Origin of the sequence: Rhizobium sp. TH2, from assembly GCF_024707525.1 — a bacterium.
Lineage (GTDB): Bacteria > Pseudomonadota > Alphaproteobacteria > Rhizobiales > Rhizobiaceae > Rhizobium_E.
In genome coordinates this window covers 1659877-1684479 of sequence record NZ_CP062231.1, presented here as the reverse complement: position 1 = coordinate 1684479, position 24603 = coordinate 1659877, and the positions used below count along the sequence as shown (strand labels likewise).

At 61.8% G+C, this 24603-nt stretch carries 32 protein-coding genes; 16 read left to right on the top strand and 16 right to left on the bottom strand.

Features of this window, described 5'->3' with window-relative positions; genetic code table 11:
* The first annotated feature begins 35 nt into the window (after window positions 1–35).
* Window positions 36–650, top strand: coding sequence for a TIGR00730 family Rossman fold protein (locus IHQ71_RS08475; RefSeq protein ID WP_258161511.1), 615 nt, complete (start codon window positions 36–38; stop codon window positions 648–650).
* On the opposite strand, the gene rarD is transcribed toward IHQ71_RS08475, so the two are convergent.
* Together rarD and IHQ71_RS08465 are read right to left on the bottom strand one after the other, a co-directional pair.
* A complete protein-coding gene (rarD, locus tag IHQ71_RS08470) occupies window positions 651–1568 on the bottom strand; it encodes an EamA family transporter RarD (protein WP_258161510.1) in 918 nt (305 codons plus the stop codon).
* A gap of 102 nt (window positions 1569–1670) precedes the next feature.
* Window positions 1671–2576 (bottom strand): LysR family transcriptional regulator, encoded by a 906-nt coding sequence (locus tag IHQ71_RS08465; protein WP_258162780.1) that lies wholly within the window; start codon window positions 2574–2576, stop codon window positions 1671–1673.
* Between the two features lie 104 nt (window positions 2577–2680).
* On the opposite strand from IHQ71_RS08465, the gene IHQ71_RS08460 reads away from it, so the two are divergent.
* The 5 genes from IHQ71_RS08460 (at window position 2681) to IHQ71_RS08440 (ending at window position 6287) form a co-directional block, all read left to right on the top strand.
* Entirely contained in the window at window positions 2681–3853 is a 1173-nt protein-coding gene (locus IHQ71_RS08460) for an MFS transporter (protein WP_258161508.1), read from the top strand.
* Between the two features lie 27 nt (window positions 3854–3880).
* On the top strand, window positions 3881–4915 hold the full coding sequence (locus tag IHQ71_RS08455) for an aldo/keto reductase (protein ID WP_258161507.1): 1035 nt from the start codon (window positions 3881–3883) through the stop codon (window positions 4913–4915).
* A gap of 70 nt (window positions 4916–4985) precedes the next feature.
* On the top strand, window positions 4986–5285 hold the full coding sequence (locus IHQ71_RS08450) for a hypothetical protein (RefSeq protein WP_258161505.1): 300 nt from the start codon (window positions 4986–4988) through the stop codon (window positions 5283–5285).
* Entirely contained in the window at window positions 5282–5698 is a 417-nt protein-coding gene (locus IHQ71_RS08445) for a type II toxin-antitoxin system VapC family toxin (protein ID WP_258161503.1), read from the top strand. Before IHQ71_RS08450 ends, IHQ71_RS08445 begins: the two co-directional genes overlap by 4 nt.
* Before the next feature lie 7 nt (window positions 5699–5705).
* Complete coding sequence (locus tag IHQ71_RS08440) at window positions 5706–6287, top strand: hypothetical protein (protein ID WP_258161501.1); 582 nt, start codon at window positions 5706–5708, stop codon at window positions 6285–6287.
* An 86-nt stretch (window positions 6288–6373) separates the two neighbouring features.
* Here IHQ71_RS08440 and IHQ71_RS08435 read toward each other — a convergent pair whose 3' ends face one another.
* The 7 genes from IHQ71_RS08435 to cysS form a co-directional block, all read right to left on the bottom strand.
* Complete coding sequence (locus IHQ71_RS08435) at window positions 6374–7732, bottom strand: calcium-binding protein (RefSeq protein ID WP_258161498.1); 1359 nt, start codon at window positions 7730–7732, stop codon at window positions 6374–6376.
* Window positions 7733–7931: 199 nt separating this feature from the next.
* The gene (cimA, locus tag IHQ71_RS08430) at window positions 7932–9551 is read right to left on the bottom strand and encodes a citramalate synthase (RefSeq protein WP_258161497.1); all 1620 of its coding nucleotides are present in this window, start codon (window positions 9549–9551) and stop codon (window positions 7932–7934) included.
* A 159-nt stretch (window positions 9552–9710) separates the two neighbouring features.
* A complete protein-coding gene (pip, locus tag IHQ71_RS08425) occupies window positions 9711–10667 on the bottom strand; it encodes a prolyl aminopeptidase (protein ID WP_258161495.1) in 957 nt (318 codons plus the stop codon).
* Window positions 10664–11152, bottom strand: coding sequence for a GFA family protein (locus IHQ71_RS08420; RefSeq protein ID WP_258161494.1), 489 nt, complete (start codon window positions 11150–11152; stop codon window positions 10664–10666). Before IHQ71_RS08420 ends, pip begins: the two co-directional genes overlap by 4 nt.
* Window positions 11149–11667, bottom strand: coding sequence for a GFA family protein (locus IHQ71_RS08415; RefSeq protein ID WP_258161493.1), 519 nt, complete (start codon window positions 11665–11667; stop codon window positions 11149–11151). The genes IHQ71_RS08420 and IHQ71_RS08415 overlap by 4 nt, the downstream gene beginning before the upstream one ends.
* A 186-nt stretch (window positions 11668–11853) precedes the next feature.
* Window positions 11854–12324 carry a GFA family protein gene (locus tag IHQ71_RS08410; protein WP_258161491.1) on the bottom strand — a complete coding sequence of 157 codons (471 nt, stop codon included), beginning with the start codon at window positions 12322–12324 and terminating at the stop codon, window positions 11854–11856.
* A gap of 106 nt (window positions 12325–12430) precedes the next feature.
* Window positions 12431–13915 (bottom strand): cysteine--tRNA ligase, encoded by a 1485-nt coding sequence (cysS, locus tag IHQ71_RS08405; protein ID WP_258161489.1) that lies wholly within the window; start codon window positions 13913–13915, stop codon window positions 12431–12433.
* Window positions 13916–14261: 346 nt separating this feature from the next.
* Here cysS and IHQ71_RS08400 point away from each other — a divergent pair, with 346 nt between their 5' ends.
* Entirely contained in the window at window positions 14262–14423 is a 162-nt protein-coding gene (locus IHQ71_RS08400; protein WP_258161488.1) for a hypothetical protein, read from the top strand.
* Here the strand turns inward: IHQ71_RS08400 and IHQ71_RS08395 are convergent.
* From IHQ71_RS08395 to IHQ71_RS08385, 3 genes are all read right to left on the bottom strand, one after another.
* On the bottom strand, window positions 14420–15034 hold the full coding sequence (locus IHQ71_RS08395) for a LysE/ArgO family amino acid transporter (protein ID WP_258161486.1): 615 nt from the start codon (window positions 15032–15034) through the stop codon (window positions 14420–14422). The genes IHQ71_RS08400 and IHQ71_RS08395 overlap by 4 nt on opposite strands.
* A 202-nt stretch (window positions 15035–15236) precedes the next feature.
* Window positions 15237–15647 (bottom strand): VOC family protein, encoded by a 411-nt coding sequence (locus tag IHQ71_RS08390; protein WP_258161485.1) that lies wholly within the window; start codon window positions 15645–15647, stop codon window positions 15237–15239.
* A gap of 21 nt (window positions 15648–15668) precedes the next feature.
* Window positions 15669–16010 carry a cupin domain-containing protein gene (locus tag IHQ71_RS08385; protein WP_258161484.1) on the bottom strand — a complete coding sequence of 114 codons (342 nt, stop codon included), beginning with the start codon at window positions 16008–16010 and terminating at the stop codon, window positions 15669–15671.
* A gap of 162 nt (window positions 16011–16172) precedes the next feature.
* Here IHQ71_RS08385 and IHQ71_RS08380 point away from each other — a divergent pair, with 162 nt between their 5' ends.
* On the top strand, window positions 16173–16712 hold the full coding sequence (locus IHQ71_RS08380; RefSeq protein ID WP_258161483.1) for a MarR family winged helix-turn-helix transcriptional regulator: 540 nt from the start codon (window positions 16173–16175) through the stop codon (window positions 16710–16712).
* 270 nt (window positions 16713–16982) lie between these two features.
* Here IHQ71_RS08380 and IHQ71_RS08375 read toward each other — a convergent pair whose 3' ends face one another.
* The 3 genes from IHQ71_RS08375 to IHQ71_RS08365 form a co-directional block, all read right to left on the bottom strand.
* Window positions 16983–17582, bottom strand: a complete 600-nt coding sequence (locus tag IHQ71_RS08375) for an ankyrin repeat domain-containing protein (RefSeq protein ID WP_258161481.1) — start codon at window positions 17580–17582, stop codon at window positions 16983–16985.
* A 94-nt stretch (window positions 17583–17676) separates the two neighbouring features.
* Entirely contained in the window at window positions 17677–18321 is a 645-nt protein-coding gene (locus IHQ71_RS08370; RefSeq protein ID WP_258161480.1) for an FMN-binding negative transcriptional regulator, read from the bottom strand.
* 11 nt (window positions 18322–18332) lie between these two features.
* The gene (locus IHQ71_RS08365) at window positions 18333–19103 is read right to left on the bottom strand and encodes an SOS response-associated peptidase (protein ID WP_258161479.1); all 771 of its coding nucleotides are present in this window, start codon (window positions 19101–19103) and stop codon (window positions 18333–18335) included.
* Window positions 19104–19167: 64 nt separating this feature from the next.
* On the opposite strand from IHQ71_RS08365, the gene IHQ71_RS08360 reads away from it, so the two are divergent.
* The 7 genes from IHQ71_RS08360 (at window position 19168) to IHQ71_RS08330 (ending at window position 23449) form a co-directional block, all read left to right on the top strand.
* Window positions 19168–19575 carry an NUDIX hydrolase gene (locus tag IHQ71_RS08360; RefSeq protein WP_258161478.1) on the top strand — a complete coding sequence of 136 codons (408 nt, stop codon included), beginning with the start codon at window positions 19168–19170 and terminating at the stop codon, window positions 19573–19575.
* Window positions 19576–19612: 37 nt separating this feature from the next.
* Window positions 19613–20035, top strand: coding sequence for a TIGR02301 family protein (locus tag IHQ71_RS08355; RefSeq protein WP_374990011.1), 423 nt, complete (start codon window positions 19613–19615; stop codon window positions 20033–20035).
* A 108-nt stretch (window positions 20036–20143) separates the two neighbouring features.
* Complete coding sequence (locus IHQ71_RS08350; protein ID WP_258162779.1) at window positions 20144–20401, top strand: hypothetical protein; 258 nt, start codon at window positions 20144–20146, stop codon at window positions 20399–20401.
* A gap of 12 nt (window positions 20402–20413) precedes the next feature.
* Window positions 20414–21172: a hypothetical protein gene (locus IHQ71_RS08345; RefSeq protein WP_258161476.1), complete on the top strand. Its 759-nt coding sequence runs from the start codon at window positions 20414–20416 to the stop codon at window positions 21170–21172.
* A gap of 78 nt (window positions 21173–21250) precedes the next feature.
* Window positions 21251–22093, top strand: a complete 843-nt coding sequence (locus IHQ71_RS08340; protein WP_258161474.1) for a folate-binding protein YgfZ — start codon at window positions 21251–21253, stop codon at window positions 22091–22093.
* A complete protein-coding gene (locus IHQ71_RS08335; RefSeq protein ID WP_258161472.1) occupies window positions 22090–22716 on the top strand; it encodes an HD family hydrolase in 627 nt (208 codons plus the stop codon). The genes IHQ71_RS08340 and IHQ71_RS08335 overlap by 4 nt, the downstream gene beginning before the upstream one ends.
* A gap of 199 nt (window positions 22717–22915) precedes the next feature.
* Entirely contained in the window at window positions 22916–23449 is a 534-nt protein-coding gene (locus IHQ71_RS08330) for a tyrosine phosphatase family protein (protein ID WP_258161471.1), read from the top strand.
* Here the strand turns inward: IHQ71_RS08330 and IHQ71_RS08325 are convergent.
* Window positions 23392–23901 carry a hypothetical protein gene (locus IHQ71_RS08325; protein WP_258161470.1) on the bottom strand — a complete coding sequence of 170 codons (510 nt, stop codon included), beginning with the start codon at window positions 23899–23901 and terminating at the stop codon, window positions 23392–23394. The two genes, IHQ71_RS08330 and IHQ71_RS08325, sit on opposite strands and share 58 nt — an antisense overlap.
* 197 nt (window positions 23902–24098) lie before the next feature.
* Between IHQ71_RS08325 and IHQ71_RS08320 the strand changes: the two genes are divergently transcribed.
* Window positions 24099–24593 (top strand): pyridoxamine 5'-phosphate oxidase family protein, encoded by a 495-nt coding sequence (locus IHQ71_RS08320; RefSeq protein ID WP_258161469.1) that lies wholly within the window; start codon window positions 24099–24101, stop codon window positions 24591–24593.
* Window positions 24594–24603 lie beyond the last annotated feature (10 nt).

The window sequence follows — 24603 nt, the reverse complement described above, 5'->3', positions numbered from 1 at the left end:
TTGACGGACGGGCGCGGTCTTTGTCATCTCGGCTCATGTCAGACAAAAAAATCCCGATTCGATCCATTTGTGTCTATTGCGGCTCCCAGCCGGGACGCGATCCCGCCTATATGGAAGCAGGCCGCGCGCTCGGTCGTTCCATTGCTGAACATGGCCTCAGGCTTATTTATGGTGGCGGCACGCGCGGCATCATGGGCGCCGTGTCATCGGGCGTTCTATCGAACGGCGGCCATGTAACCGGGATCATTCCGGAATTCCTGATGGACAAGGAAGCGTCGAAACATTCGCTCGGCGCGCTCTCCGAACTGATCGTGACGCGCGACATGCACGAACGCAAGCACAAGATGTTCGAGCATTCGGACGCGTTCGTGACGCTGCCCGGCGGCATCGGCACCTTGGAGGAGATCGTCGAGATCATGACCTGGGGCCAGCTCGGCCGTCACCGCAAGCCGATGGTCTTCGCCAATATCGGCGGCTTCTGGAACCCGATGATGGAATTGATCAAACACATGTCGGGCGAAGGCTTCATCCACACCGCCCATCTCGTCAAGCCAATGGTGATCGACGACGTCAACGACATCGTGCCCGCTGTTATCAAAGCCGCGAAGACCGCAAGCGAGGGCGACTCGGCCGTGCTTGAGAAGATGTAATCAGCTTTTGCGTCCGCGGTACATCGAGACCGAATAGATCACCAGCGCTGCCCAGATGAAGCAGAAGGCGATGAGCTTGGTCGAGCCAAAGGGCTCCTTGAAGATGAAGATCGCGATCAGGAACACGAAGCTCGGCGCGATATATTGCATGATGCCGATGGTCGAGAGCCTCAGCAGCTTGGCCGCATTTGCGTAGAGCATCAGAGGCACCGCGGTCGCCACGCCAGCGAACATCAGCAGCCATGTATCGTTGGCGTCGAAGGCGCCGAGGAAATGGCCGATCCCGGCGCGTTCGACATAGATGACATAGCCAAGCGCCGGCACCGTGAGGATCAGCACTTCCAGGAAGAAACCCTGATTTGGCCCGAGCGGCAGTGCCTTGCGCGCCAATGCATAAAAGCCCCAGGTGATGGCGAGCGTCAGCGAGATCCATGGCAGGCCGCCCGCGTCCCAGGCGAGGATCGCCACCGCGACGACGGCAAAGCCGACAGCGACCATCTGCCCAGGCTTGAGCCGCTCCTTGAGGACCACTGCCGCGATGATCACCGAGATCAGCGGATTGATATAATAGCCGAGCGCCGCCTCGACCGTGTGGCCCGAGCCGATCGCATAGACATAGGTCAACCAGTTGGCCGTGATCAGCGAAGCGGTCAGCATGCCCATGGCGAGCTTCTGCGGGTTGCGGATCATCGGCCAGATATCGCCCAGCCGCCCGCGCAGCATCAGGGCGGCCGCCGCGATCGGCAGCGACCAGATAACCCGGTGGGCGACGACTTCCATCGCGGGAATGTGGCTGACCATCTTGAGATAGAGCGGCAGAGCACCCCAGAGCAGGTACACTGCGGTCGCGTAGGCAAAGCCGGCGGTCGTGTCTTCGTTGCCGATCACCGGCTTCTGAGCCGAATCCGTCGCCGCCATATCCGCATTCCTCCGAAAGCGGCGGTTTACGTTATCCTCGGTCAGGCGACCAATTCATTCGGCTGATGGCTGAATCAAGATATGGAAAGTGAGCGCGTACGTTCATTCGACCCGGCCATGCTCCGCCAGATAATCGAGCATGACCCGAACCCGCACAGGCAAAGGACCGCCCTGCCCGACATAGACGGCGTGGAAAGCCTCGGTCTCAGCCACCATCCGCTCGGGCAACACCTCCACCAGTCTTCCCGCCGCCATGTCGGATCGCACGCAGAATGCCGCGAGCCGGGCCATGCCTACGCCGTTGAGCGCCTGGTGCCGCAATGCCTCGCCATCGCTGGCCTGAACTCTCGATTTGGCAGAGATCAGTTCGATCTCGCCATCTTCCTCAACGCGCCAGCCCTCGGCATGCCTGACATAGCTGAAGCCCAGCCGATTCAGCTTGTTGACCTCGGCAAGTGTCGTAGGCCGGCCCGCGCGCTCGAGATAGTCCGGGGACGCGACCACCAGCAGCCGGGTCTCGCCGAGCTTACGGGCCAGCAGCGTCGAACTCACGAGTTCACCGGCACGGATGGCGATATCGGTGCGATCCGCCACCAGATCGACAATCTTGTCCGTCTGGATCAGATCAACCGACGTGCCGGGATAGCGCGCCAGGAACCCGGCAAGAATCGGCGCCAGGATATGCGTGCCGTAGGAGGCGCTGGTATTGATCCTGATCTTGCCCACCGGTTGATCGGAGGACGCGGCACTGCTTTCGGCCTCTTCCATATCAGCAAGAATCCGCAAAGCCTTCTCGTGGAACGCCGCGCCTTCGGGCGTCAGTTCGAGCTTGCGCGTCGTGCGATTGACAAGCCGCGTGCCGAGCCGCGCTTCGAGCCGGCTGACGAGCTTGCTCACCGCCGAGGGCGTCATGCGCAATTCGCGCGCGGCCACCGAGAAGCCGCCTAGCTCCACGACGCGGGTGAAGACTTCCATCTCGCCGGAGCGGTTGATGTCGATGCGTGCCATTTCGTGAATTGAACTCACAAATCCTTTTCCCAAACGCATCCTAGTTCACAAGCTGTGGCGTGTCTATCTCAGTGCCATCGTCAATCGTTCGCCGAGTGCCCACTATGCCCCTCGCTCTTTATGCCCTCACCGCCGGCGCCTTCGGCATCGGCGTCACCGAATTCGTCATCATGGGCCTGCTCATCGATGTCAGCCAGGATCTCAACGTCACCATCGCCGCCGCCGGCCTGCTGATCTCGGGCTATGCGCTGGGCGTCGTCGTCGGCGCGCCGCTTCTGACTGCGCTCACCAGCCGCTGGCCGCGCAAATCCGTGCTGATCGGCCTGATGGCCATCTTCACTCTCGGCAATCTCGCCTGTGCGCTGGCACCGACCTATGAGCTGCTGATGGCCGCGCGCCTGCTGACCGCGCTTGCGCACGGCACCTTCTTCGGCGTCGGCTCGGTCGTCGCGACCAATCTCGTCGCGCCGGACAAGAAGGCCACCGCCATTGCCGTGATGTTCACCGGCCTGACCGTCGCCAACATCCTCGGCGTCCCCGCCGGCACCTGGCTCGGCCAGCAGTTCGGCTGGCGCACCACGTTCTGGGCCGTGACCGCCATCGGCATAACAGCGCTCGCCATCATCGCCGCCTTCGTTCCCCGGGATAAATCCGCGCCGGAAGCCAGCGACTGGCGCGCCGATCTCCGTGCCATGGCACGCGGCCCGGTCCTGCTCGGGCTCGCCATGACGGTTCTCGGCTATGCCGGCGTGTTCGCCGTCTTTACCTATATCGCTCCGGCGCTGACCGAAATCACCGGCTTCTCCGATGCCGCTGTCTCGCCGATCCTGCTGGTCTTCGGCGGTGGGCTCGTGCTGGGCAACCTGCTCGGCGGCAAGCTTGCCGATCGCAATATCGTCAGCGCCATCTTCGGCACGCTGATTGCGCTGACGCTGACGCTCGGCCTGATGACCTTCGCGCTGCATGACAAGATCGCGGCCATCGTCTTCACGGGCCTGCTCGGCGCTACGGCCTTCGCGACCGTCGCGCCCCTCCAGATCTGGGTGCTGCAGAAAGCCGAAGGCGCTGGCCAGAGCCTCGCCTCAAGCCTCAATATCGCAGCTTTCAATCTCGGCAACGCGATCGGCGCCTGGGCGGGCGGTATGACCATCAAACACGGCCCCGGCCTCGCTTATACGCCGCTGGTCGCCGCCGCCTTTCCGCTCGCAGCCATCGCAATCACGGTCGTCGCGCTGCGCACTGACCGCAGCCGGTTGGTTCCGGTCGCCGCCGAATAACCTCGCTCATTCGAAAGGACAAAAGCCATGGAATATCGTCGTCTCGGGGCCTCGGGCCTCAAAGTTCCCGTCCTCAGCTTCGGCGCCGGCACGTTCGGCGGCTCCGGCCCGCTCTTCGGCCACTGGGGCAATTCTGATGCGGCGGAAGCGCGCCGGCTGGTGGACATCTGCCTCGAAGCCGGCGTCAATCTCTTCGATACAGCGGACGTCTACTCGAACGGCGCATCGGAAGAGGTTCTCGGTGAGGCGATCAAGGGCCGCCGCGACCAGGTGCTGATCTCGACCAAGACTTCGCTCCCCATGGGCGACGGCCCCAACGACGCCGGCTCATCCCGCTCACGCCTGATCAAGGCAACCGAGGATGCACTCCGCCGTCTCGGCACCGACTATATCGACCTCCTGCAACTCCACGCCTTCGACGCCTTCACCCCGGTCGAAGAGGTGCTGGCGACCCTCGACATGCTCATCCGATCCGGCAAGGTCCGCTATGTCGGCGTCTCCAATTTCTCGGGTTGGCAGATCATGAAATCGCTAACGGCGGCCGACAAGCACGGCTGGCCGCGCTACGTCGCCAACCAGGTCTATTACTCGCTGGTCGGCCGCGATTACGAATGGGACCTGATGCCACTTGGCCTGGACCAGGGCCTCGGCGCGCTGGTCTGGAGCCCACTCGGCTGGGGCCGCCTGACCGGAAAAATCCGCCGTGGCCAGCCCTTGCCCGAAGGCAGCCGCCTCAACGACACCGCAAGCTTCGGCCCGCCGGTCGATGACGAAAAGCTCTACGACATCGTGGATGCGCTGGACGAAGTGGCCGCCGAGACTGGCAAGACCGTGCCGCAGGTGGCGCTTAACTGGCTCACCACCCGCCCGACCGTTTCCTCGGTCATCATCGGCGCCCGCAACGAGGAGCAACTCCGCCAGAACCTCGGCGCCATCGGCTGGGCGCTGACGGCGGACCAGATCGTGCGGCTGGACAAGGCAAGTGCGGTGACGGCGCCCTACCCTCACTTTCCGTATCACCGGCAGGAAGGGTTTGCGCGGCTGAACCCGCCGGTGGTTTGATGCAGTGATAACCTCTAGGCAAGATCTGTCGCCGGTGATATAACCGGCGATAGGTCACCGAGGCATTGCCATGAACCAGGCACAACGAAAAGCATCGAAAGTTCATCGCGAACGCGCCAAGGCACGCGGTCTCGCGCGGATCGAGGTCCAGGCGCATGCGCATGACACCGCGCTCATCCGCGCCGTCGCCGAAACCCTTCGATCAGAGACCGAGGAGGCCAGCCGCCTGCGCAAGGTCATCGCGGAACTGTTGCCCGACGCCGCTCCCCGAAATGCCTTCGACGTGTTCGGATCGGATTTGTCGGACACAGCATTCCACGAAATCCTCGACCAACCGCGTCAGGTCGGTTGGCGTGAGGTCGAGCTTTGAAGTTCCTGCTCGACACCAACATCATCTCGGAAATCCGGAAGACCCACCGCGCGCATCCCAACGTGATTGCCTGGGTCAACGCCACCGATGTCCGGGACATGGGAACGAGCGTCGTCGTGCTCGCCGAAATCCGGCGCGGCATAGAACTCAAGCGCCGGCATGATCCCTCACAGGCAAAGGCCCTGGATGCATGGTTCGAACAAATGCGAAGTGGTCTCGCCGATCGTGTTCTGCCGATAGATGAAGCTATCGCCGATCAATGGGCAAGGCTCAGCGTTCCTGATCCCCTGCCCTTTATTGATGGTTTGCTGGCGGCGACAGCGATTGTACGAGAGCTGACACTCGTCACGAGGAATACCCTCGATATCGTCCGAACCGGCGCCAAATTCTTCGATCCATTCTCCAGGCAGTGAGGGCCTGATGACCGCACAAGGCTACCCCGAGCAATATGATGTCATGTGGGCGGCGACCGACAGCATCGGCCAGGTCGGCGTATTTTTCTCGGCGGGCGAAGGGCCGATTGCGAAGGCTTTTCTCGACTACGAAGGCTATGAACAGAAAGATCTTGGAGGCCGTTTTGGCGATCCGCCTCCACGCGGCGAATTGATCCGGGTTGGTGGATTTGGAGATGATTCCGTCTACGAACTCGCAGAGCGCGGATGCTATGTCTTCGACTGGAGCGACGTTCATCGCGGTTCGGGGAAGCTCCACGCATATGAGCTCTGCGCGATGCCGAGTGCCCCGTGGAAACTCAGCGAACTTGCGCTTGATGTGCAGACGTTCCTTGGGCAAGTCCAGCTTCCGGGCGTGGTGTTCGGGACCTCGAACTGGCTTGATGTCGAAGCACATGCCGAATGCCTGAACACGCGATATCGGATGCCTTTCGATGATTTGCCGGTGCGCAAGGACGGTCCACCGGTTCAATACGCAGGGAGCGTAGGAGCGCGCACGTCCACTCTGCAATCCCTCATGACGCTTCTTCAGCGGCTCCTGCCGCGCTAGATGCCACGTCTCAAGTGTTTCATGAGGCGATAAAGGCAACCACAATATGCCGCGCCGCCGACTTACACGACGGCACGGCATTTGCTTTAGAACACGAAGTCCGCCTCGACCGGAGCGGCCACGTTCTTCAGGGTTATCTGGAAATCCGTGCCACCGTCCGTATCGACGCTGACCACCGTATCGCTGCCAGCGGTGCCGAAGGAAACGTCGGCAAAGTCGATGCCGTAATCGCTCAGGTCGATCTTGTCCGTGCCCGACACGAAGTCGATGATCGTATCGTTGCCGGTGACATCGGTGAAGACGAACGTATCGAGGCCCGCGCCGCCAATGAAGGAATCGGAGCCGATCCCGCCATTGATGGTGTCGTTGCCAACGCCGCCGACCAGGAAGTCGTTGCCGGTATCGCCGGTCAATGTGTCGTCGCCCGCGCCGGCATTGATGTAATAGACGAGTGTGCCGCTGTTTCCGCCGAGGTCGTCATTGCCTGATGTACCGAGCTTGACCGCGGTGAACAGATCGCCCCGCGCCGCGCCACTGACAAGGTCGCGGACGTCGAACGTCACGCCGGCGGTTGTGCTCATGAAGGTCATGCCTTCGTCGTCGAAGCGGCTGATCGTGCCAGTGAGACCACCAAGGCCGTCCTCGACCTGCAGACGCACGGCCAGACCGGCATCCTGATTGGTCATCGTTCCGCTGTCATTGGCACTGTCATTGCCGACCTCGCTGCTGGTGAAGGTCAGCCGGACCTGGCTTGCTGCGAGCGGTGCGGCGACGTTGACGGTATCGTCACCCGCTCCGAGATTGACGCTATCGGTGCCATCGGTGGCCGTCGTGAAGATAGCCAGATCGTTGCCGGCTCCGCCGACGATCGTATCATTGCCGCCGCCGCCAATGAAGGAATCATGGCCATTGCCGCCATTGAGCCTGTCGTTTCCGGCACCGCCGACCAGGAAATCGTCCTTGCGGCCGCCGGTGATCACATCATTGCCCATGCCGCCATTGATGTAATAGCGCTCTTTTTCGCCGCTCTCGTTGAGAACGTCATTTCCAAGGGTTCCGAGAACCACGGTATCGAACTGGTCGCCGCGCTGCACGCCGCTGACGAGGTCGCGCACGTCGAAGGTGAATTTGCCCTTGCTTTCGAAAGTAATGCCCTCGTCGTCGAAACGGCTGGCCACGCCCGCCAGAACGTCGGTCGTGCCGGTTTCCCGCTGCATGCGGACGGCCAATCCACCATCCTGGTTGGCCAGCATGCCGCTATCGTTTGCGAAATCATTGCCGACCTCGCTGCTGGTGAAGGTCAGGCGCACCTGTTCGACATTGTTCCTCGCATCGACCTGAACCGTGTCATCGCCGGCCTTCAAATCCCTGTTGACCGGATCATCGACCGAAATGTCGAAGGCATAAGTCTGGTTGATGTTCTTCCTGGCGTTCTGTTTGGTCATCGGATTCTCCCAGAGAGCGGGCCCCTGCCGTCACGGCAAGAGCTGGCCAAATCGAGCGCACCTTATGGCGTCGCAAGCGTAGCTACGGGTTAGCCCGCCTGGGAGTTTCAGGGTTAATCAAGTATTGCGTACACGTATCCGTGAACGCGGCGTGAAGAGTCATCCCCGACGTCGTTGCATCTCTACATCAAGAAGCTATTCACTCCGCCGCGATCTGCCCTGCCTGATCCCGGTTCTTCATCAGCTTGTAGATGATACTGTCCATCAGCGCCTGGAATGACGCATCGATGATGTTGTCCGAAACACCCACCGTCCACCAGCGCGCGCCGGATGCATCGGTCGATTCGATCAGCACGCGGGTGATGGCCGCCGTCGAGCCGTTGAGGATGCGCACCTTGAAGTCCACCAGAACGAGGTCGCCGATCTCGGCCTGGTATTTGCCGAGATCCTTGCGCAGCGCGATGTCGAGCGCGTTGACCGGGCCGTGAACGCTTTCGGCGACCGACATGGTCATCTCACCGTCGATCTCCACCTTTACCACCGCTTCCGACACGGTCTTGAGGTTGCCATTGGCGTCGAAGCGGCGCTCGACCATCACGCGGAAGCCATCGACGCGGAAAAAATCCGGCACCGAGCCGAGCGTCCGGCGCGCCAGCATCTCGAAGCTCGCATCGGCGCCTTCATAGGCATAGCCGGTTGCCTCGCGTTCCTTGACGATCGAGATCAGCGCGTCGAGCTTCGGATCGTCCTTGGAGACAATAATGCCGCGCCGCTTTAGCGCGTTGATGAAGTTCGACTTGCCGCCTTGGTCCGACACCATGACCTTGCGCAGGTTGCCCACCGTTTCCGGCGGCACGTGCTCATAGGTGCGCGGGTCCTTGAGCAGCGCCGAGGCATGGATGCCGGCCTTGGTCGCGAAGGCCGAGGCGCCGACATAGGGCGCCTGATGATCGGGCGAACGATTGAGCAATTCGTCGAACGAATGCGCGAGCTGGGTCAGGCCCTGCAGCTTCTCGGCATCGATGCCGGTCTCGAAGCGCGTGTTGAAGGCGGGCTTCAGCACCAAAGTCGGGATGATGGTGACCAGATTGGCATTGCCGCAACGCTCGCCGATGCCGTTCAGAGTGCCCTGCACCTGCCGCGCGCCGGCGTCGATCGCGGCGAGCGAATTGGCGACGGCCTGGCCCGTGTCATTATGCGCATGGATGCCGAGATGGTCGCCCGGCACGCCCGCGGCGATCACCGCCGAAACGATGTCGCGCACCTCCGACGGCTGCGTGCCGCCATTGGTGTCGCAGAGCACGACCCAGCGGGCGCCTGCCTGATACGCGGTCTTCGCGCAGGCGAGCGCGTAAACCGGATTGGCCTTGTAGCCGTCGAAGAAATGCTCGCAATCGACCAGCGCTTCCTTAGCCGCGCCGGTCGCCGCCTTTACCGACTCGTCGATGCTTTCGAGATTTTCCTCGTTGGTACAGCCAAGCGCGACCTTCACATGGTAATCCCAGCTCTTGGCGACATAACAGATGGCGTCCGATTTCGCCTGCAAAAGCAAGGCCATGCCGGGATCGTTTGACACGGAGATTCCGGCGCGCTTGGTCATGCCGAAGGCGACAAAGGACGCCTTTTTGGTGGCCTTCTTCTCGAAGAACTTGGTGTCGGTGGGGTTGGCGCCTGGATAGCCGCCTTCGACATAGTCGAGACCGAACTCATCCAGCATAGAGGCGATGGCGATCTTGTCCTCGACGGAAAAATCCACGCCGGGCGTCTGCTGCCCATCGCGCAAGGTGGTGTCGAAGAGGTAGATGCGTTCACGTGCCATGTCGTATGTCCAAGTTCAACTTTGCATTCCAGGGCTGCCCCTCACCCTAGCCCTCTCCCCGTAAGGACGGGGAGAGGGGACGCTAGAGGTACTAACCGTGCCACAAGTCCCTTCTCCCGGCCTGCGGGGAGAAGATGCCGGCAGGCAGATGAGGGGCTTTTACCCCACCTTCCCCGCATATTTATCCGTCGCCTCGATCAGCGCATCCAAAATCCCCGGCTCGGAATAAGCGTGCCCCGCCCCCTCGATCAGCCGGAAGTCCGCCTTCGGCCAGGCCTTGTGCAGCGCCCATGCATATCTCGCCGGGCACGGCATGTCGTAGCGGCCATGCACGATCGTGCCCGGAATGTCTTGAAGCTTATGTGCATCGCGCAGCAATTGCCCCTCGTCCATCCAGCCGGCGTGGACGAAATAATGGTTCTCGATACGGGCAAAGGCGATGGCGAAATCGTCCTCGCCGAACTTGTCGGATGTCTCGGGCTCGGGCAGCAGCGTGATCGTCTCGCCTTCCCAGAGGCTCCACGCGCGGGCGGCTTCCACCTGCTTGTCACGATCGGTGCCGACCAGCCGCTTGCGATAGGCACCCATCATGTCATGGCGCTCACTCTCGGGAATCGGCGCGAGGAAGCGCTCCCACTTGTCGGGAAACATCTCGGAGACGCCGAACTGATAATACCAGTCGAGCTCGCCTTTGGTCAGCGTGTAGATGCCACGCACCACGAGTTCGCTCACATGATCCGGATGCTTCTCGGCATAGGCGAGCGCCAGCGTCGATCCCCAGGAGCCGCCGAAGACCAGCCATTTATCGACGCCCATCTTTTCCCTGAGCTTTTCGATGTCGGCTACCAGATCCCAGGTCGTGTTGTTGTCGAGCGAGGCGTTCGGCGTGGATTTGCCGCAGCCGCGCTGGTCGAACAACATCACGTCATAGAGCTTGGGGTCGAAAAGCTGGCGATGCTTGGCCGAGAAGCCACCGCCCGGCCCGCCATGCAGGAACACGGCCGGCTTCGCACCCTTGGTTCCGGAACGCTCGTAATAGACCTGATGTCCGTCGCCGGTGTCGAGAAAGCCGGTCTCATAAGCTTCGATTTCGGGATAAAGGGTGCGCAGTCTCATGGCTCATTCTCCTCGGGCCAAACGGATGTGTCATGGTCCGGATGCTGATGATTACTGTTGCGGATCTCTTGGTAGTGCTCACCGCCGCCATCCGTCGCGTCCTTGGCGCCTTCCTCGGGAAGGCTGAAAAGTGCGTCGAACCACGGCATGCGGGCATAGGCGTCGGAATGAGCGACCGGCGGCACATCCTGCGGCCGGTCGAGCGAGCCGAGCGTGATCGCCACATGCTCCCCGCCGATCGTTTCATAGATCAGCGGCGTGCCACAGTGGGCACAAAAACCGCGCCGCACGATATCGGACGAGTGGAACCAGGCCACCTCACCGCGCGTGATCTCGAAATCCTCGTGCATCACCCCCCCGAGCGGCATGAAGTAATTGCCGGCCGCCTTCTGGCACATGCGGCAATGACAGAGGTGTGGCTCGGACGGCGCCTTCGCCGCCCGGTAGCGCACCGCCCCGCACTGGCATCCGCCGGAAAAGCTCATACGCCCTGCTCCGTCGGCCGCCAGTGATCGGGCTCGTCCGCGGGTCTCGCCGTCCAGTCCTTGGTGTCGTGGTCGGGGTGCTGGTAATTGACGATGTCGGCCAGGAAAGGCGCGGCCTCGAGATCATCCATCGTGTCGCGCTCGGGCAGTGCATGGAGATGATCGACATAGGCGATTTTGGCCTCGACGCCGAACTGGGTGAGCGGTGGCAGCCGGCCGGGCTCGTCGAAGGCACCGATCGCAAGACCCGTTCCGTCGGGCCCCTCATAGGTCAGCGGCGTGCCGCAATTCTCGCAGAAGCCGCGCTTCACGTGGTTGGAGGAGTGGAAATATTTCGGCCGCCCGCGCGTCCAGCCGAACTTGACATGCGTGACCGAAACCAGCGGCGCATAGAAATTCCCGAACGCCTTCTGGCACATTCGGCAATGGCAGATCGATGGATCCTTGAGCTCGCCCTCGACCCGGAAGCGGATGGCGCCGCACTGGCAGCCGCCGTTGTAGATGTGGTCAGACATTTGCGGCTTCCTTGTAGTAGAACCCCGCCCCGAAACCCCTCCCCACAAGGGGGAGGGGCCAACGTGTGGCGGCCGCATAGTGCAAAGCAACGTCCGCTCTTGCGGAAACGGTAAGGTTCGATCGCAGAGGGGGCGGCAGATTAAGCCCCTCCCCCTTGTGGGGAGGGGTTTGGGGCGGGGTCTTCTTCACGTCGCGTCCTCCGGCCATTTGTCGGTATTATGATCCGGGTGCTGCCAACTCTCGATCGCCGCGTGGGCGGCCTCCACCTCGGGATTGTCGAGCACCGGCTGGTCGAACAGATGGTCGATCCACGGCAGCCGTTTCTTGTGGTTGACCTGGATTTGCGGCTCCAGCCGTTCGGGATGGTCGAAGGCGCCGATCGCAAGTTCGACGCCCTCTCTCATCTGATAGGTCAAAGGCGTGCCGCATTTGGCGCAGAAGCCGCGCCAGATCTTCGCCGAGGAGCGGAACAGCGTCGGTGCGCCGCGCGTCCATTCGAGATGCGCCGGATCAGCGGTAACCAGCGGCCCGAAGAACCCACCGAATGCCTTCTGGCACATGCGGCAATGGCAGATCGAGGGCCGGCCGAGCTTGCCGGCGGTGAAGCGCACCGCGCCACACTGGCAGCCGCCGGACATGGGTTGGTCGATGGTCATTGGCCGCCTCCATTCGGGGCATACCCCCCTCTGTCACTTCGTGACATCTCCCCCTCAAGGGGGAGATGCCCGGCAGGGCAGAGGGGGGTATCAAGTCCACAAGCCATCACCGCTTCACCTCCCATGTCGTCACGCGCTCGCCGGTCGCTGGATCCTTGCCGTCCTTGAGTTGGATGCCCTTGGTTAGTAGGTCGTCGCGAATCTTGTCGGCTTCGGCGAAGTTCTTCGCGTTCAACATTTCGAGCCGCGTCTGGATAATGGCATCAAGGCCGTCGGCCACGGCAGCCTCGACCTTGTCTGCTTCGGCCTTGAACCCCAACAAACGAAGTGATTGGCGGTATTGCGACCACCGCTCTTCGTGCTTCATAGTTCCTTGATTGGCCCGATCGCTCAGATAGCTGTGTTGTTCGTGTAGAGACTTGATGGCTGCTGGTACATTTAGATCGTCTGACAAGGCAGCCACGACGTCCGGGTGCGGCGCGATGTGATCGTATTCCGGGCCGTAGCCAACTTGATCGTCCAAATTAGACCATCGGGAAAACTTAGCGAGCGTACGCCTTGCTTCCAACAATTTATCAACGGTGAAATCGATCGGCTCGCGATAATGCGTCATCAGCATCGCCAACCTCAGCACCTCGCCCGGCCACTTGCGACCACCAAATGTCTCCGTCTCCAGCAATTCATGGATCGTGACGAAATTGCCCTCGGACTTCGACATCTTCCTGCCTTCGACCTGAAGGAAGCCGTTGTGCATCCAGACATTGGCCATCACGTCGTGCCCATAGGCGCAACGCGATTGGGCAATCTCGTTTTCATGGTGCGGGAAGATCAGGTCGAGCCCGCCGCCATGGATGTCGAAGACCTCGCCGAGATGGACCTCGGACATGGCCGAGCATTCGATATGCCAGCCGGGGCGGCCGTGGATCGCGATTTTCTCGCCATCCACGACATGCTCGGCGGGCCAGCCGGGCTGGTCGCCAGCGGATTCCTTCCATAGCACGAAATCTGCCGGGTTCTTCTTGTGCGCCTCGACGGCCACGCGCGCGCCGGCCTGCTGGTCCTCCAGCTTGCGCTTGGACAGCTGGCCGTAGTCGGCCATCGAGCCGGTGGAGAATAAGACCTCCCTGCCCTCGGCGCCGGTGGCGACATAGGCATGGCCGCGATCGATCAGCCGCTGGTTGATCTCCACCATCTTGCCGATGTGCTCGGTGGCGCGCGGCTGGGCGCTCGGCTCCAGGCAGCCGAGTGCCTTCACATCCTTCTGGTACTGGTCGTAGGTCTTTTCCGTCACCAGCCGGATCGCGGCATTGAGCTCCATGCCGGGGTAATCGCGCAGCGCCCGCGCGTTGATCTTGTCATCGACGTCGGTGATGTTGCGCGCATAGGTGACGTGGTCCGCGCCATAGACATGCCTCAGCAGCCGGAACAGCACATCGAAGACGATGGCCGGGCGGGCATTGCCGATATGGGCGAAATCATAGACGGTGGGGCCGCAGACATACATGCGCACATCCTTGGCGTCGATCGGTGTGAACGCCGATTTTTCGCGCGTGAGCGTGTTGTAGAACCTGAGCTCGGGGGTCGCACCCATCAGTCACTCCCAAATATCCATGCCAAACTTCATCACCCGGTCGGCCGGGGCGTTTTGAGCTCTTGTCATGTCAGGAGACGAAAACGGCCGGGCCAGCGTGTGGGCTAGCGAATAATGTTCCGGCAAATGCAGATCATCGTTTTCATGCGTGTTGTATCGCGCTTTCTTCGGTTTCGGTCAAGACCGCCGCCGTAGATTGTGTGTCACTTCGGTAACAGATTTTCTGGTGGCGTCCGCTAATGATGATTTCAACCCGGACTTTTTATCCCGCCGTCATGGTTTCGTCCAATTCCAAGCGGCATAAGGGGCCTTCGGGAACAGTTCACAGATTGGATGAGGGACTATCATGCAAAAGATTGAAAAACGTAAACAAAACCTTAACGACCTGGTGTCGAATTATCGCCCCATCGGTCCCCGTCACCTGCTTGCCGCGGCCCTGATGCTGCGCGCCGGAAAAGTCGCGGACGAAGCGGCGAAGAAGCCTGCCCGCAAGATCGCCGCCGCTTAAAAAAGCGTCACGGCAAGGCTGGTCGCCAGGCCGGACATGACGAGGCCGATCACGACATCGAGTACCCGCCAGGCGGCGGGTCTGGCGAAGACGGGTTCGAGCAGGCGGGCGCCATAGCCCAGGCCGAAGAACCAGATGAAGGACGCCAGCGCGGCCCCCGCGCCATAGGCGATCCGCCCTGCCCCTTCGAAACGGGCAGACAGGCCGCCGAGCAGCACGACCGTATCCAGATAGACATGCGGATTGAGGAAGGTGAAGGCGAGGCACGCGGCAATCGCGGCCTTCAGGCTGCCGGTCTGTGTCTCAGCCGCATTCATCACTGCCGGATGCAAGGCCCGTCGGAAGGCGATCACTGCGTAGGCACCAAGAAACACCACGCCGCCGATGGTGACGACCGTTATCAGCACTGGCGCTTGCGAGATCAGCGCACCCAGCCCGCCGACGCCAAGCACGATCAGTGCGGCGTCCGATGCCGCGCAGATCAGGCAGAGGATGAACACATGCTGGCGCAACAGTCCCTGCCTCAGGATGAAGGCATTCTGGGCGCCGATGGCGATGATCAGGGAAGCTCCGAGCAAAAGGCCGGAGACGAAGGCGGAGAGAAGCGGCATGCGGGAATCTTCAGGATTCGAGTGGACGGCCTTCCAAGCACAGTCTCGGACGCAAGTCCATGCTGCAGCCTCCCGCTTCTCCCCTTGGGGAGAAGATGCTCGAAGGGCAGATGAGGGGTTGCGCGAAGCGCAGAGTAAGGGGCCAAGAACCCCTCATCCGGCGCTTCGCGCCGCCTTCTCCCCAAGGGGAGAAGCGATCCAGTCACTCGCCCGGCATGCCGCTCATGTCCATATGTGCGGCTTCGAAAACATGGCCGTTCGGATCCTGGAAAGCGCGGTTATACATGAAGCCGAGATCCATGGGATCGCGGATATCGGCCTTGCCGCCGGCGCTGGCTGCGGCTTCGGCGATGGCATCCACATCTGCGCGGCTGTCCATCGAAATCGCCAGCAGCACCTGGCAGGTGGCCTGCGCGTCGGCGATCGGCCGTGAGATGAAGGTCGAGAAATAGGGCTCGACCAGAAGCATGAAGCTGATCGAGTCCGACCAGACCATGCATGAAGCATTGCCGTCGCTGAACTGTTCGTTCCTGGTGCAGCCGATCGCCTCATAGAAGCGGGTCGATGCCGCGAGATCCTTCACGGGCAGGTTTACGAAAATCATCTTGGGCATATCAATTCTCCTCTCTTCAAATCAGACTTGGACAAGTTCCTGCACGATCGTGTCGTTCGCATGAATGCAGACGATTTCGAGTCTATCGTCCCCGACATTCTCGAAACGATGCGGAATATTGGCGGCGGCGACCACGATGTCGCCGGGATAGGCGCGCGTCTGTTCGCCGCCTACGGTGAACTCCGCCTCGCCTTTCCGGACGACCCAGGTCTCGGTATAGGGGTGCACATGCAGCGCCGACCCCCTGCCCGGCTCGGCATCGACAAGGAACAGCGAGACCTGGCCGCCGAAATCGCGGCCCTCGAAGCGTACCGTGCGGCTTTGACCGGCCTGCGGTTCCTGATGGCGGTGGACCATGAACATTGCACGACCTCCTATCGACTGGTTGGTAAAACTATCTTGATGAGAAGATATATTGGCGAAAACTATCTTCTCGTCAAGGTAAATATCTTTATGGGAAGATATATTTACCAAGCCACTGATTCCGTGTATATTTTTTGCATCCTTAGAGTACGGTGATAGAAGATGGCGGACAAAATTGCTGGCGAAGAGCAGGATCATGTCGATCGTCTGCGCGGCCAATGGGCGCGCGAACTGCCCGACCTCAATACCGAACCGATGGCGATCCTCGGCCGCGCCATGCGGATCACCAACATGGTTCGTCCCTCGATCGAGGCGACCTTCGCAGGTTTCGATCTCGACCGTGGCGAGTTCGACGTCATTGCCACACTGCGCCGCTCAGGCACGCCCTATCGGCTCACCCCCACCGACATGTACACGTCCTTGATGATTTCATCCGGCGGCCTCACCCACCGCCTCGACCGGCTGGAAAAGGCCGGCCTCATCCGCCGCGAGAAGTCGCCGCATGACGGCCGCAGCATGCTGGTGGCGCTGACGGACAAGGGCATCGCGCTTGCTGAGGAGGCGTTCCGCACGGACATGGCGAGTGAGCTGAAATTCCTTGATGTGCTGGATGCCGGGGAACGGAAAGCGCTTGCAGGCCTGTTGCGGAAGCTGATTGGCGGCATTCAGAATAAAATCGCGGAAAGCGAAGGCGACGCCTAGAGCGTTTCATTGTTAAATGGAAGCAGTTCTGCCGGAGCAGGTTTTCGTCAGGACCAAGGCGGCGGGCGAGCGTCGTACCCTCAGGTACGGCCGAGGCCGGCGCCGCAGGGCCTGGCGGAAAGATGCCCGGCCCTTCGGGTTGGCTGAAACGGGCCGCCTGATCGACCGGCCGGCTTGGCCGTAGAGCTTTGGCTACGACACGCGCCGGCCGGTCGACCATCCGACTCCGTTTGAGCCAACAGAACTGATTCCATTTAACAATGAAGCGCTCTAGCGACCCGCCGTCTCCAAAATCGCCACCATCTCGTTAAATCCCCGCGAACGCGCATGTTCCAGCGCCGTCACACCATCCTTGTCGGCGATGCCGATATTGGCGCCCGCATCGACCAGCAGTTTGACGATCTCGACATGGCGCTGACCGCCATCGCCGAGGATCACGGCTTCGAGCAGCGCCGTCCAGCCGAGATTGTTGACATGGTCGATATCGACGCCCGCCTCGATCAATGTCCGCACCGTCTCGACATGGCCGCGCTCGGCAGCCGGAATCAGCGCCGTGCCGCCGTAGCGGTTGGTGCTCTTGAGATCAGCGCCATGGGCAAGCGTCTGTTTGAGGATTTCGAGATGCCCGCGCGCGCCGGCATAGAGATAGGGGCTGTCGTTGATGTCGTCCTTGGCGTTGACGTCGGCGCCCGCCTCGATCAGCGCCTTGGCGGCAGCGATATTGTTGGCATGGGTGGCTGCCAGCAGCGCCGTGCGTCCTTGGCTATCGCGGGCATCGATCTGGGCGCCATCCGAAAGCAGGGATTTGATGGCGGCGGCATCGTCCTTTTCCGCCGCAACGAAAAGCTGGTCTTCCCTGGCTCCGGACATCGCGGGCTCCATTGGCATGAATGAGAGGATGAGGGTCGCGAAGAGCGCGCAAAGGGTGGGGCGTGCACGGTTGAGTTTGCGAATCATGACGGCCTTAGCTCAGCCCGCCATATTGCTTCACCAGCTTCACCATCTCGGCGTTGGCCTCGCGGTCGTCGGTGGTCAGTCCCTCCACCACGCCAACCCGGTCCGGCACCGGGCGGTTCTGGCTCACCTTCCATTTGCCTTCGAGGCTGGAAATCTCGATCTCGAAGCCGACGATCCCTTTGATCTGGCTGTCGATGAAACTCTCCGGGGCATCGGACACCGCCCAGGGATCGGCCCTGCCCTCCTCATGCGCATCGGAGAGCGCACCGACATGGGTCCGCAGCCAGCCCGCGTCCTCGTGAATTTTCACCGTCCCGCGCGCCTGCACGATCACATAGTTCCAGGTCGGCACGACCTTGCCGGTCTCCTTCTTGGTCTCGTACCAGGATGGCGTCACGTAGCTGTACGGCCCCTGGAACACAACCAGCGCCTTGCCGGTCTCGGCGAGCAGTTTCCAGTGCGGATTGGCACGCGCGAGATGGCCGCGCAGCATGCCTTTCTCGCCCGTGGAAGGGTCGAGCAGCAGCGGAATGGCATTGGCCACCGGCTCCCCATCCGACCCGGCCGAAATGATGAGACCGAACGGATGCGCCCGCATCAGCCCGTGGAGCACTTCGAGACGTTCTTCCCTGAACAGTGGCGGCTGGTACATGATATCGTTTCCTAGAACAGATCGAGTTGGCCGGCATTGCCCCCGGCCGCCTTTTTCGGCGCCGGCGGCGGGGCGGGCTGGGGCGTGAAAAGCAGTATCAGTTCCGGCCCGGTGTTGGCGACCTTGTTGACCAGGTCGGAGACCGGAATGGCCTCGAACAGATCCGGCTGCGGCGTCACCATCAGGTCGGCGACCTCACGCGGTTCCTGCGTCTTGCAGTCGAGCCAGCGGGTGAAATCCTCGGGCGCGATGACGACGGGCATACGGTCGTGGATGGCGCGAAAACCCGGCGTCGCATCCGCCGTGAGGATTGCACCGGTATCGACCTCCGAACCGTCGGCGGACGACCATGTCTCCATCAGTCCGGCAAAAGCCACGATACCGCCGTGCTTCGGGCGCACCCAATAGGCTTGGCTCTTCTCTTTCGAACCCTTTTCCGGCCGCCGCCATTCGTAGAAGCCGGATGCGGGGATCAGGATGCGGCGGTGACGCATGGCGGCGCGAAAGCTCGCCTTGCCGATTGCCGTCTCGGAACGCGCATTGATCAGCAGTGGGAATTCCTTGGGATCCTTCACCCAGCCCGGCATGAAACCCCAGCGCAACAGCAATGCCCGGCGCGCCGGCAGGTTCGAACCCGGCTCCGGCCGCTCGCCTTCGATCACCGCGAGGATCGGCTGGGTCGGGGCAATATTGTAGCGTGCCGGAAACTCTTCCAGATCCAGGATCGACAGCAATTCCTGTACGGCATCGGGTGTCGCCGTCAGCGCAAAACGTCCACACATGAGAGATTACTTGGCATCGGCAAGGGGTTGCGTCAATGTCTCAAGGAATTGATTCAAGGTCGACATGACGCCCGAAGCCGCATCCTCCGCAATCCTCATCCGCGATGGCCGGATCCTGCTCATCCGCCGCCGAAACCCGCCGTCGTTTGATATGTATGCCTTTCCGGGCGGCCGCGCCGAGCCGGGCGAGACGCCGGATCAGACTGCGCTGCGCGAATTCGAAGAAGAGACCGGCATCACGGCGCATTCACCGCGCCAATTCGCCTTCTACGATCTCCAGGCCGAAAACCCCGGCCGGCATTTCCATCTCACCGTCTTTCTCGTCGAAGCGAGCCCCGACGAGATCGCCGAGGCGCGCGACGATGCGGCCGATGCCGGCTGGTTCACGCCCGACGAGATTCGCGCCCTCAACACGCCGCCCAGCGTCATCGATTGTATCGACCGGCTGGAGCGGGAAATCATGGGGCGATAGTTTGCTCAAAGCATTCCTTTTTGCTAAGCCGCTGACCATGCTCAAGTTCATTCTTCCCGTTGCTCTTCTGGTTGCGCTTTGCGCAGGCGATTCGTTTGCCCAGCAGAAGAAAAAGGAAGAGGCTCCCGCCGAGCCGCCACCCGTCGTGGAGGAGAAGCCGGCGCCTTATGATAGCAAGATCATGCGACTTGCCGAAATCCTGGGCTCGGTCCATTATCTTCGCAATCTCTGCAACGGCGGAGAGAGCGAATGGCGGCAGATGATGGAATCACTTCTTGCCGAGGAAACCAAGGGTGAACCGCAGCGTGCCGCGCGCTTTACGGCCGCTTTCAACCGCGGTTACCGCTCGTTTGCGGCCACTTATGTGAAGTGTACTCCGCAGGCGATCGCCGCCGAGGAGAAATACCGTGCCGAAGGCGCAACACTTGCTACGGAAATTACTGCCAGATTCGGAAATTAAGAGATAATTTACCGCTTTTCATTGCGCTCCGTGCCGAATTGAGAAAACCTTGGTAATGAAATTAACGGTCCGGTAAGTTCTGACCGTCACCGCGAGTAAGGATGAATGATGGAAGCGAGCCTCAAGGAAATCGACGACCTGATCGTCCATGAAAAGATGCAGGCCGCGCTCGAATATCAGACCGAGGCCTGGGCCGATGGCCGCGCCGACGGAATTGAACCCGAGATCATCGCCGAAGCCGCACTTTGCTTCGCCATGCAGGAAACAGTGCGCCTTCAGGGCGAGGCTGGCGCCGAGGCGCTGCTTGAGACGCTCAAGGAGCGCATCCTGTCGGGTGAATTTTCGCCTAGCCGCACAATACAGTAAGGATTTTTCGAAATGCCCGGCATGGGGTTCTACTCCTCGCTCCGCCACAGGCTTCCGGTCGCGCTGGCAGCGACGGCATTGTTCTTGGCCTTGTCCTCCCCTCCGCATACCGCCCTTGCCCTGACCGAGCTCAAGAAAGAGCCCGCGGTCGAGCAGCCCAAGGATCCGGCAGACACTGTCGATGACGAGCCCGTGCCCGAAGATGACGTGACCGGCGGCGCCACGACCCTGCCCATGCCCGATCCGCTGATCAAGAAGCCGGGGGACGACACCACGGCCGATGGCAAGGACCAGCCGGAAATCCCTGCCGTGATCATCACGGACCTTTCCACCCTTCCCGAACCGGTGAAGAAGATGCGCGTGGCGCTGGTCGAGGCGGCCGCCTCGGGCGATATCGAGCGCCTTCGCCCCCTGCTCGGCACCGGCGAAGACCAGACCCAGGTCTCCGTCGGCGATGCGCCGGAAGACCCGATCGCGGCACTCAAGAGCCTGTCCGGCGACCAGGATGGCCGCGAAGTGCTCGCCATCCTGCTGGACATCATCTCGACCAGCGCCGCACTGGTCGACAAGGGCACGCCGCAGGAAACCTATGTCTGGCCGTATTTCGCCGAGAAGAACCTCGATACGCTGACGCCTCCCGAAGTGGTCGAACTCTACCGTATCGTGACGGCAGGCGACGTCACCGACATGAAGGAATTCGGCGGCTATAATTTCTATCGTCTCGGCATCGGCCCCGACGGCAAGTGGAAATTCTTCGTCGCGGGCGATTGAGCGGGTATGGGGTGAGCCTGCCCCCTTGCCGCGCGCTGGGCGAACGACTACCTCTGGCGTGACAACGGATCACCGCCCATGCCCCAGACCACGCTCGAAAACCGCACCTTCATCGCCGTCGCAGGACCGGAGGCGGAAGATTTCCTGCAAGCCATCATAACAACAGACTTGCCGTCGGTCGGTCCGGGCGAAGCTTGGCCGGGCGCGCTGCTGACGCCGCAGGGCAAGATCATGTTCGAGTTCCTGATCGCGCGCAGCGCGGATGGCTTCGTGATCGAAACGGATGCCGCTTCGGGCGACCCCTTTGCCAAGCGGCTGACGCTCTACAGGCTGCGCGCCAAGGTCACGATCGCAAAGCTTGAAGCGAATGCCGCCACGGCTTTCTGGGATACGGCAGCGCCGGAGGGCGCGGTGCGTGACATGCGCTTCGCCAAGGCGGGCGTCGATCTTTTTCGCATGCCCGACAGTGCCCAGGGCACCGACGTCTCCGCTTACACCGCGCTACGCATCGTGCACGGCATTTCCGGCGGCGCCGAGGATGGCGACGCGACGGATTTCTTCCCGCATGACCTGTTGCTCGACCGAAATGGCGGCCTCAATTTCAAGAAGGGCTGCTATGTCGGCCAGGAGGTCGTCAGCCGCATGCAGCACCGTTCGACGGCGCGCCGGCGCATCGTGACGGTGAGCGCCGACAGCGCCCTGCCCGCATCGGGCGCTGCGATCCTCGCCGGCGGCAAGGATATCGGCACGCTCAGGACCGTCGAGGGCAATACAGGCCTCGCGGTGGTCCGCATCGACAAGGCCGGCGATGCGATGGTGAGCGGCACATCGATCTCTGCTGGCGATGTTGCAGTCACACTTGCCCTACCCGCCTGGAGCGGTGTCGAATTCCCCGCCATGTCGGACGAAGCTGCATCATGACGGGTGTCATCGGCATCAAGGCCGCGATCGGCGCCCGTGCGTGGCAGCGCATGCTGTCGGGCCGCAGGCTCGATCTTCTCGATCCCTCGCCGATGGATGTCGAGCTTTCCGATATCGCCCACGGCCTTGCACGCGTGGCCCGCTGGAACGGCCAGACGCATGGCGACCACGCCTTCTCCGTCGCGCAGCACAGCCTCGTCGTCGAGCAGGTGTTCCGGCTGCAGAACCCGGATTGCAGCGCCGATCACTGCCAGATGGCGCTGCTGCACGATGCGCCGGAATATGTGATCGGCGACATGATCTCGCCGTTCAAGTCGGTGGTCGGTGGCGGCTACAAGGCCGTCGAACAACGTCTCGAGGCCGCCATCCACCTGCGCTTCTCGCTGCCGCCGCATCCCTCGGCAGCGCTGAAAGCCCAGATCAAGAGGGCGGATACGGTATCCGCCTATTTCGAGGCGACCCGGCTCGCCGGCTTCTCGGAGACGGAGGCGAAGAAATTCTTCGGCCAGCCCCGCGGCATCACAGCCGAGATGATCCCGATCCAGCCGATGGCGACGTCGGAAGCGCAGGCGCTGTTTGCCGCGCGGTTTTCGGAGATCGAGGCGATGCGGGGGAAGCGGTGAGCATGTTTGCGAGAACACCCCCCTCTGTCCTGCCGGACATCTCCCCCTCAAGGGGGGAGATTGGATGGAGCGCTAACTGCGCCATTCAACGAACGTTGAGAGATGTGGCGGGGGGTGACGCCAGCGTCCGATCTCCCCCCTTGAGGGGGAGATGTCGCGAAGCGACAGAGGGGGGTGATCTCACCCGCAAGGCATCACTATGCCCCGCATAATCGTCTCCCCCGTCAAGATGATCGGCGAAATGGCCGCCCGCCATGGCGCTCGCGAAATGATCACGCTGATCGCCGAGGACCACAATTTCCATCGCCCCGGCATCATCGATCCCACCCGTCATCTCCACGTCAAGGTCAGCGACATTGACTTCGCCAGCCGCGACGGCCTGATCGCCCCCCAGGAAAGCCATGTCGCCGAGATCGCGGATTTCGCTCGCGCCTGGGACCAGACGTCGCCGCTCCTGATCCATTGCTGGATGGGCGTGTCGCGCTCGCCGGCCGCAGCTCTGATCGCGGCGCTTGCCGCCAATCCCGATCTCGATGATGCCGAACTCGCGGCAAACCTCCGCCGCGTGTCGCCGCAGGCCACGCCCAACACGCGCCTCATCGAGATCGGCGATGCCTATCTCGCTCGTTCCGGACGTCTCGTCTCGGCGGTCAAATCGATCGGCCGTGGCGCCGATTATGTGGGTGACGCGCCATTCGTGCTGGAATTCGAACCCGCTGCCAGTAGTGGCTGAAGCCCGCGCGTGACCGAGAGCCCGCCAGAGACGATGGTTTGCCCATGCTCGGCGGCGATGCGGAGGATTTCCTCATGCACATGCTGGAAGACCTTGCCCATGTTGAGTTCGGTCGTCTCGTCGATTTCGTCGAACCGGACCGTCGCGATCGCCAGCAGGTTCAGCTCAACCGGCGGCACGGCTTCGAGCCGCTTGATTAGGGACACACGGATGAAGTCGGAAATGAATTTGTCGGCGCCCGCCTGCGCGCCGATATGCTGCGAATAGCAGAAATAATCCCAGGCGGAAATTTCCCGGTCGAAGATCTTGAGCGTGAATTGCGAGAATTTCTTGCGCGCCGACTTGATGACCTTGGCAGCGATGGCGAGCGCGCGAGCGCCCGCGAAATCGTCCGCCAGTCCCCGATACACGCACGCCACGAAGTCCCCGTTCTTCAGCAGCATTCCACTCACGCAATTCCCCCGCGGCACGACCGCGAATCCATGACATTAATGTGACAGTTTTCTAATGGCCCCGAAAGTGCGATTTCTCGCAGCGTCAGCATGGATTGTTGATGGACAGGGTCAGCCTCGCACAGGGAATGGCGTCCGCGCGCGGGAACAAAGCGCCGCGAAAACGGGTTTCTTCGACCCGACCCAAGGAGACACCGATGAGCAATATTGCCGACGCCAAGGCCGATCCGATCGGCCAGATCTGGGACAAGCTGGACAAGGTCCATGCCGTGATGCTGGGCAGCCCCGACCACAAGCAGCATATGCAGCCGATGGCGCCGCAGACCGCGCGCGCGGAAAACGCCGTCTGGTTCTACACCCGCGTCAGTGCCGATATCGCGCGCGCCGCCGTCAATGGCGGTCATGTCCATATGTGCGTGGTCGGCGACAACGACTGGTATGCCTGCCTCGACGGCACGCTGCAGACCATCCACTCGCCCGAGCACGTCGAGCGTTTCTGGTCGTCGATCACCGAGGCGTGGTATCCGCAGGGCAAGACCGACCCCGAGCTCACCATGCTGAAGTTCACCCCGTCCACCGCCGCGATCTGGGCCAGCACGTCCTCGACGCTGAAATTCGGCTGGGAAATCGCCAAGGCCAACCTCACCGACAGCGAGCCGGATGTCGGCTACACGACCCATGTAACCTTTTAATCGAGGTGCT

Coding starts and splice junctions, on each gene's coding strand:
- IHQ71_RS08475 (WP_258161511.1), top strand. CDS start 36: ATGTCAGACAAAAAAATCCCGATTCGATCCATTTGTGTCTATTGCGGC.
- rarD (WP_258161510.1), bottom strand. CDS start 1,568: ATGGCGGCGACGGATTCGGCTCAGAAGCCGGTGATCGGCAACGAAGAC.
- IHQ71_RS08465 (WP_258162780.1), bottom strand. CDS start 2,576: ATGGCACGCATCGACATCAACCGCTCCGGCGAGATGGAAGTCTTCACC.
- IHQ71_RS08460 (WP_258161508.1), top strand. CDS start 2,681: ATGCCCCTCGCTCTTTATGCCCTCACCGCCGGCGCCTTCGGCATCGGC.
- IHQ71_RS08455 (WP_258161507.1), top strand. CDS start 3,881: ATGGAATATCGTCGTCTCGGGGCCTCGGGCCTCAAAGTTCCCGTCCTC.
- IHQ71_RS08450 (WP_258161505.1), top strand. CDS start 4,986: ATGAACCAGGCACAACGAAAAGCATCGAAAGTTCATCGCGAACGCGCC.
- IHQ71_RS08440 (WP_258161501.1), top strand. CDS start 5,706: ATGACCGCACAAGGCTACCCCGAGCAATATGATGTCATGTGGGCGGCG.
- IHQ71_RS08435 (WP_258161498.1), bottom strand. CDS start 7,732: ATGACCAAACAGAACGCCAGGAAGAACATCAACCAGACTTATGCCTTC.
- cimA (WP_258161497.1), bottom strand. CDS start 9,551: ATGGCACGTGAACGCATCTACCTCTTCGACACCACCTTGCGCGATGGG.
- pip (WP_258161495.1), bottom strand. CDS start 10,667: ATGAGACTGCGCACCCTTTATCCCGAAATCGAAGCTTATGAGACCGGC.
- IHQ71_RS08420 (WP_258161494.1), bottom strand. CDS start 11,152: ATGAGCTTTTCCGGCGGATGCCAGTGCGGGGCGGTGCGCTACCGGGCG.
- IHQ71_RS08415 (WP_258161493.1), bottom strand. CDS start 11,667: ATGTCTGACCACATCTACAACGGCGGCTGCCAGTGCGGCGCCATCCGC.
- IHQ71_RS08410 (WP_258161491.1), bottom strand. CDS start 12,324: ATGACCATCGACCAACCCATGTCCGGCGGCTGCCAGTGTGGCGCGGTG.
- cysS (WP_258161489.1), bottom strand. CDS start 13,915: ATGGGTGCGACCCCCGAGCTCAGGTTCTACAACACGCTCACGCGCGAA.
- IHQ71_RS08400 (WP_258161488.1), top strand. CDS start 14,262: ATGCAAAAGATTGAAAAACGTAAACAAAACCTTAACGACCTGGTGTCG.
- IHQ71_RS08395 (WP_258161486.1), bottom strand. CDS start 15,034: ATGCCGCTTCTCTCCGCCTTCGTCTCCGGCCTTTTGCTCGGAGCTTCC.
- IHQ71_RS08390 (WP_258161485.1), bottom strand. CDS start 15,647: ATGCCCAAGATGATTTTCGTAAACCTGCCCGTGAAGGATCTCGCGGCA.
- IHQ71_RS08385 (WP_258161484.1), bottom strand. CDS start 16,010: ATGTTCATGGTCCACCGCCATCAGGAACCGCAGGCCGGTCAAAGCCGC.
- IHQ71_RS08380 (WP_258161483.1), top strand. CDS start 16,173: ATGGCGGACAAAATTGCTGGCGAAGAGCAGGATCATGTCGATCGTCTG.
- IHQ71_RS08375 (WP_258161481.1), bottom strand. CDS start 17,582: ATGTCCGGAGCCAGGGAAGACCAGCTTTTCGTTGCGGCGGAAAAGGAC.
- IHQ71_RS08370 (WP_258161480.1), bottom strand. CDS start 18,321: ATGTACCAGCCGCCACTGTTCAGGGAAGAACGTCTCGAAGTGCTCCAC.
- IHQ71_RS08365 (WP_258161479.1), bottom strand. CDS start 19,103: ATGTGTGGACGTTTTGCGCTGACGGCGACACCCGATGCCGTACAGGAA.
- IHQ71_RS08360 (WP_258161478.1), top strand. CDS start 19,168: ATGACGCCCGAAGCCGCATCCTCCGCAATCCTCATCCGCGATGGCCGG.
- IHQ71_RS08355 (WP_374990011.1), top strand. CDS start 19,613: ATGCTCAAGTTCATTCTTCCCGTTGCTCTTCTGGTTGCGCTTTGCGCA.
- IHQ71_RS08350 (WP_258162779.1), top strand. CDS start 20,144: ATGGAAGCGAGCCTCAAGGAAATCGACGACCTGATCGTCCATGAAAAG.
- IHQ71_RS08345 (WP_258161476.1), top strand. CDS start 20,414: ATGCCCGGCATGGGGTTCTACTCCTCGCTCCGCCACAGGCTTCCGGTC.
- IHQ71_RS08340 (WP_258161474.1), top strand. CDS start 21,251: ATGCCCCAGACCACGCTCGAAAACCGCACCTTCATCGCCGTCGCAGGA.
- IHQ71_RS08335 (WP_258161472.1), top strand. CDS start 22,090: ATGACGGGTGTCATCGGCATCAAGGCCGCGATCGGCGCCCGTGCGTGG.
- IHQ71_RS08330 (WP_258161471.1), top strand. CDS start 22,916: ATGCCCCGCATAATCGTCTCCCCCGTCAAGATGATCGGCGAAATGGCC.
- IHQ71_RS08320 (WP_258161469.1), top strand. CDS start 24,099: ATGAGCAATATTGCCGACGCCAAGGCCGATCCGATCGGCCAGATCTGG.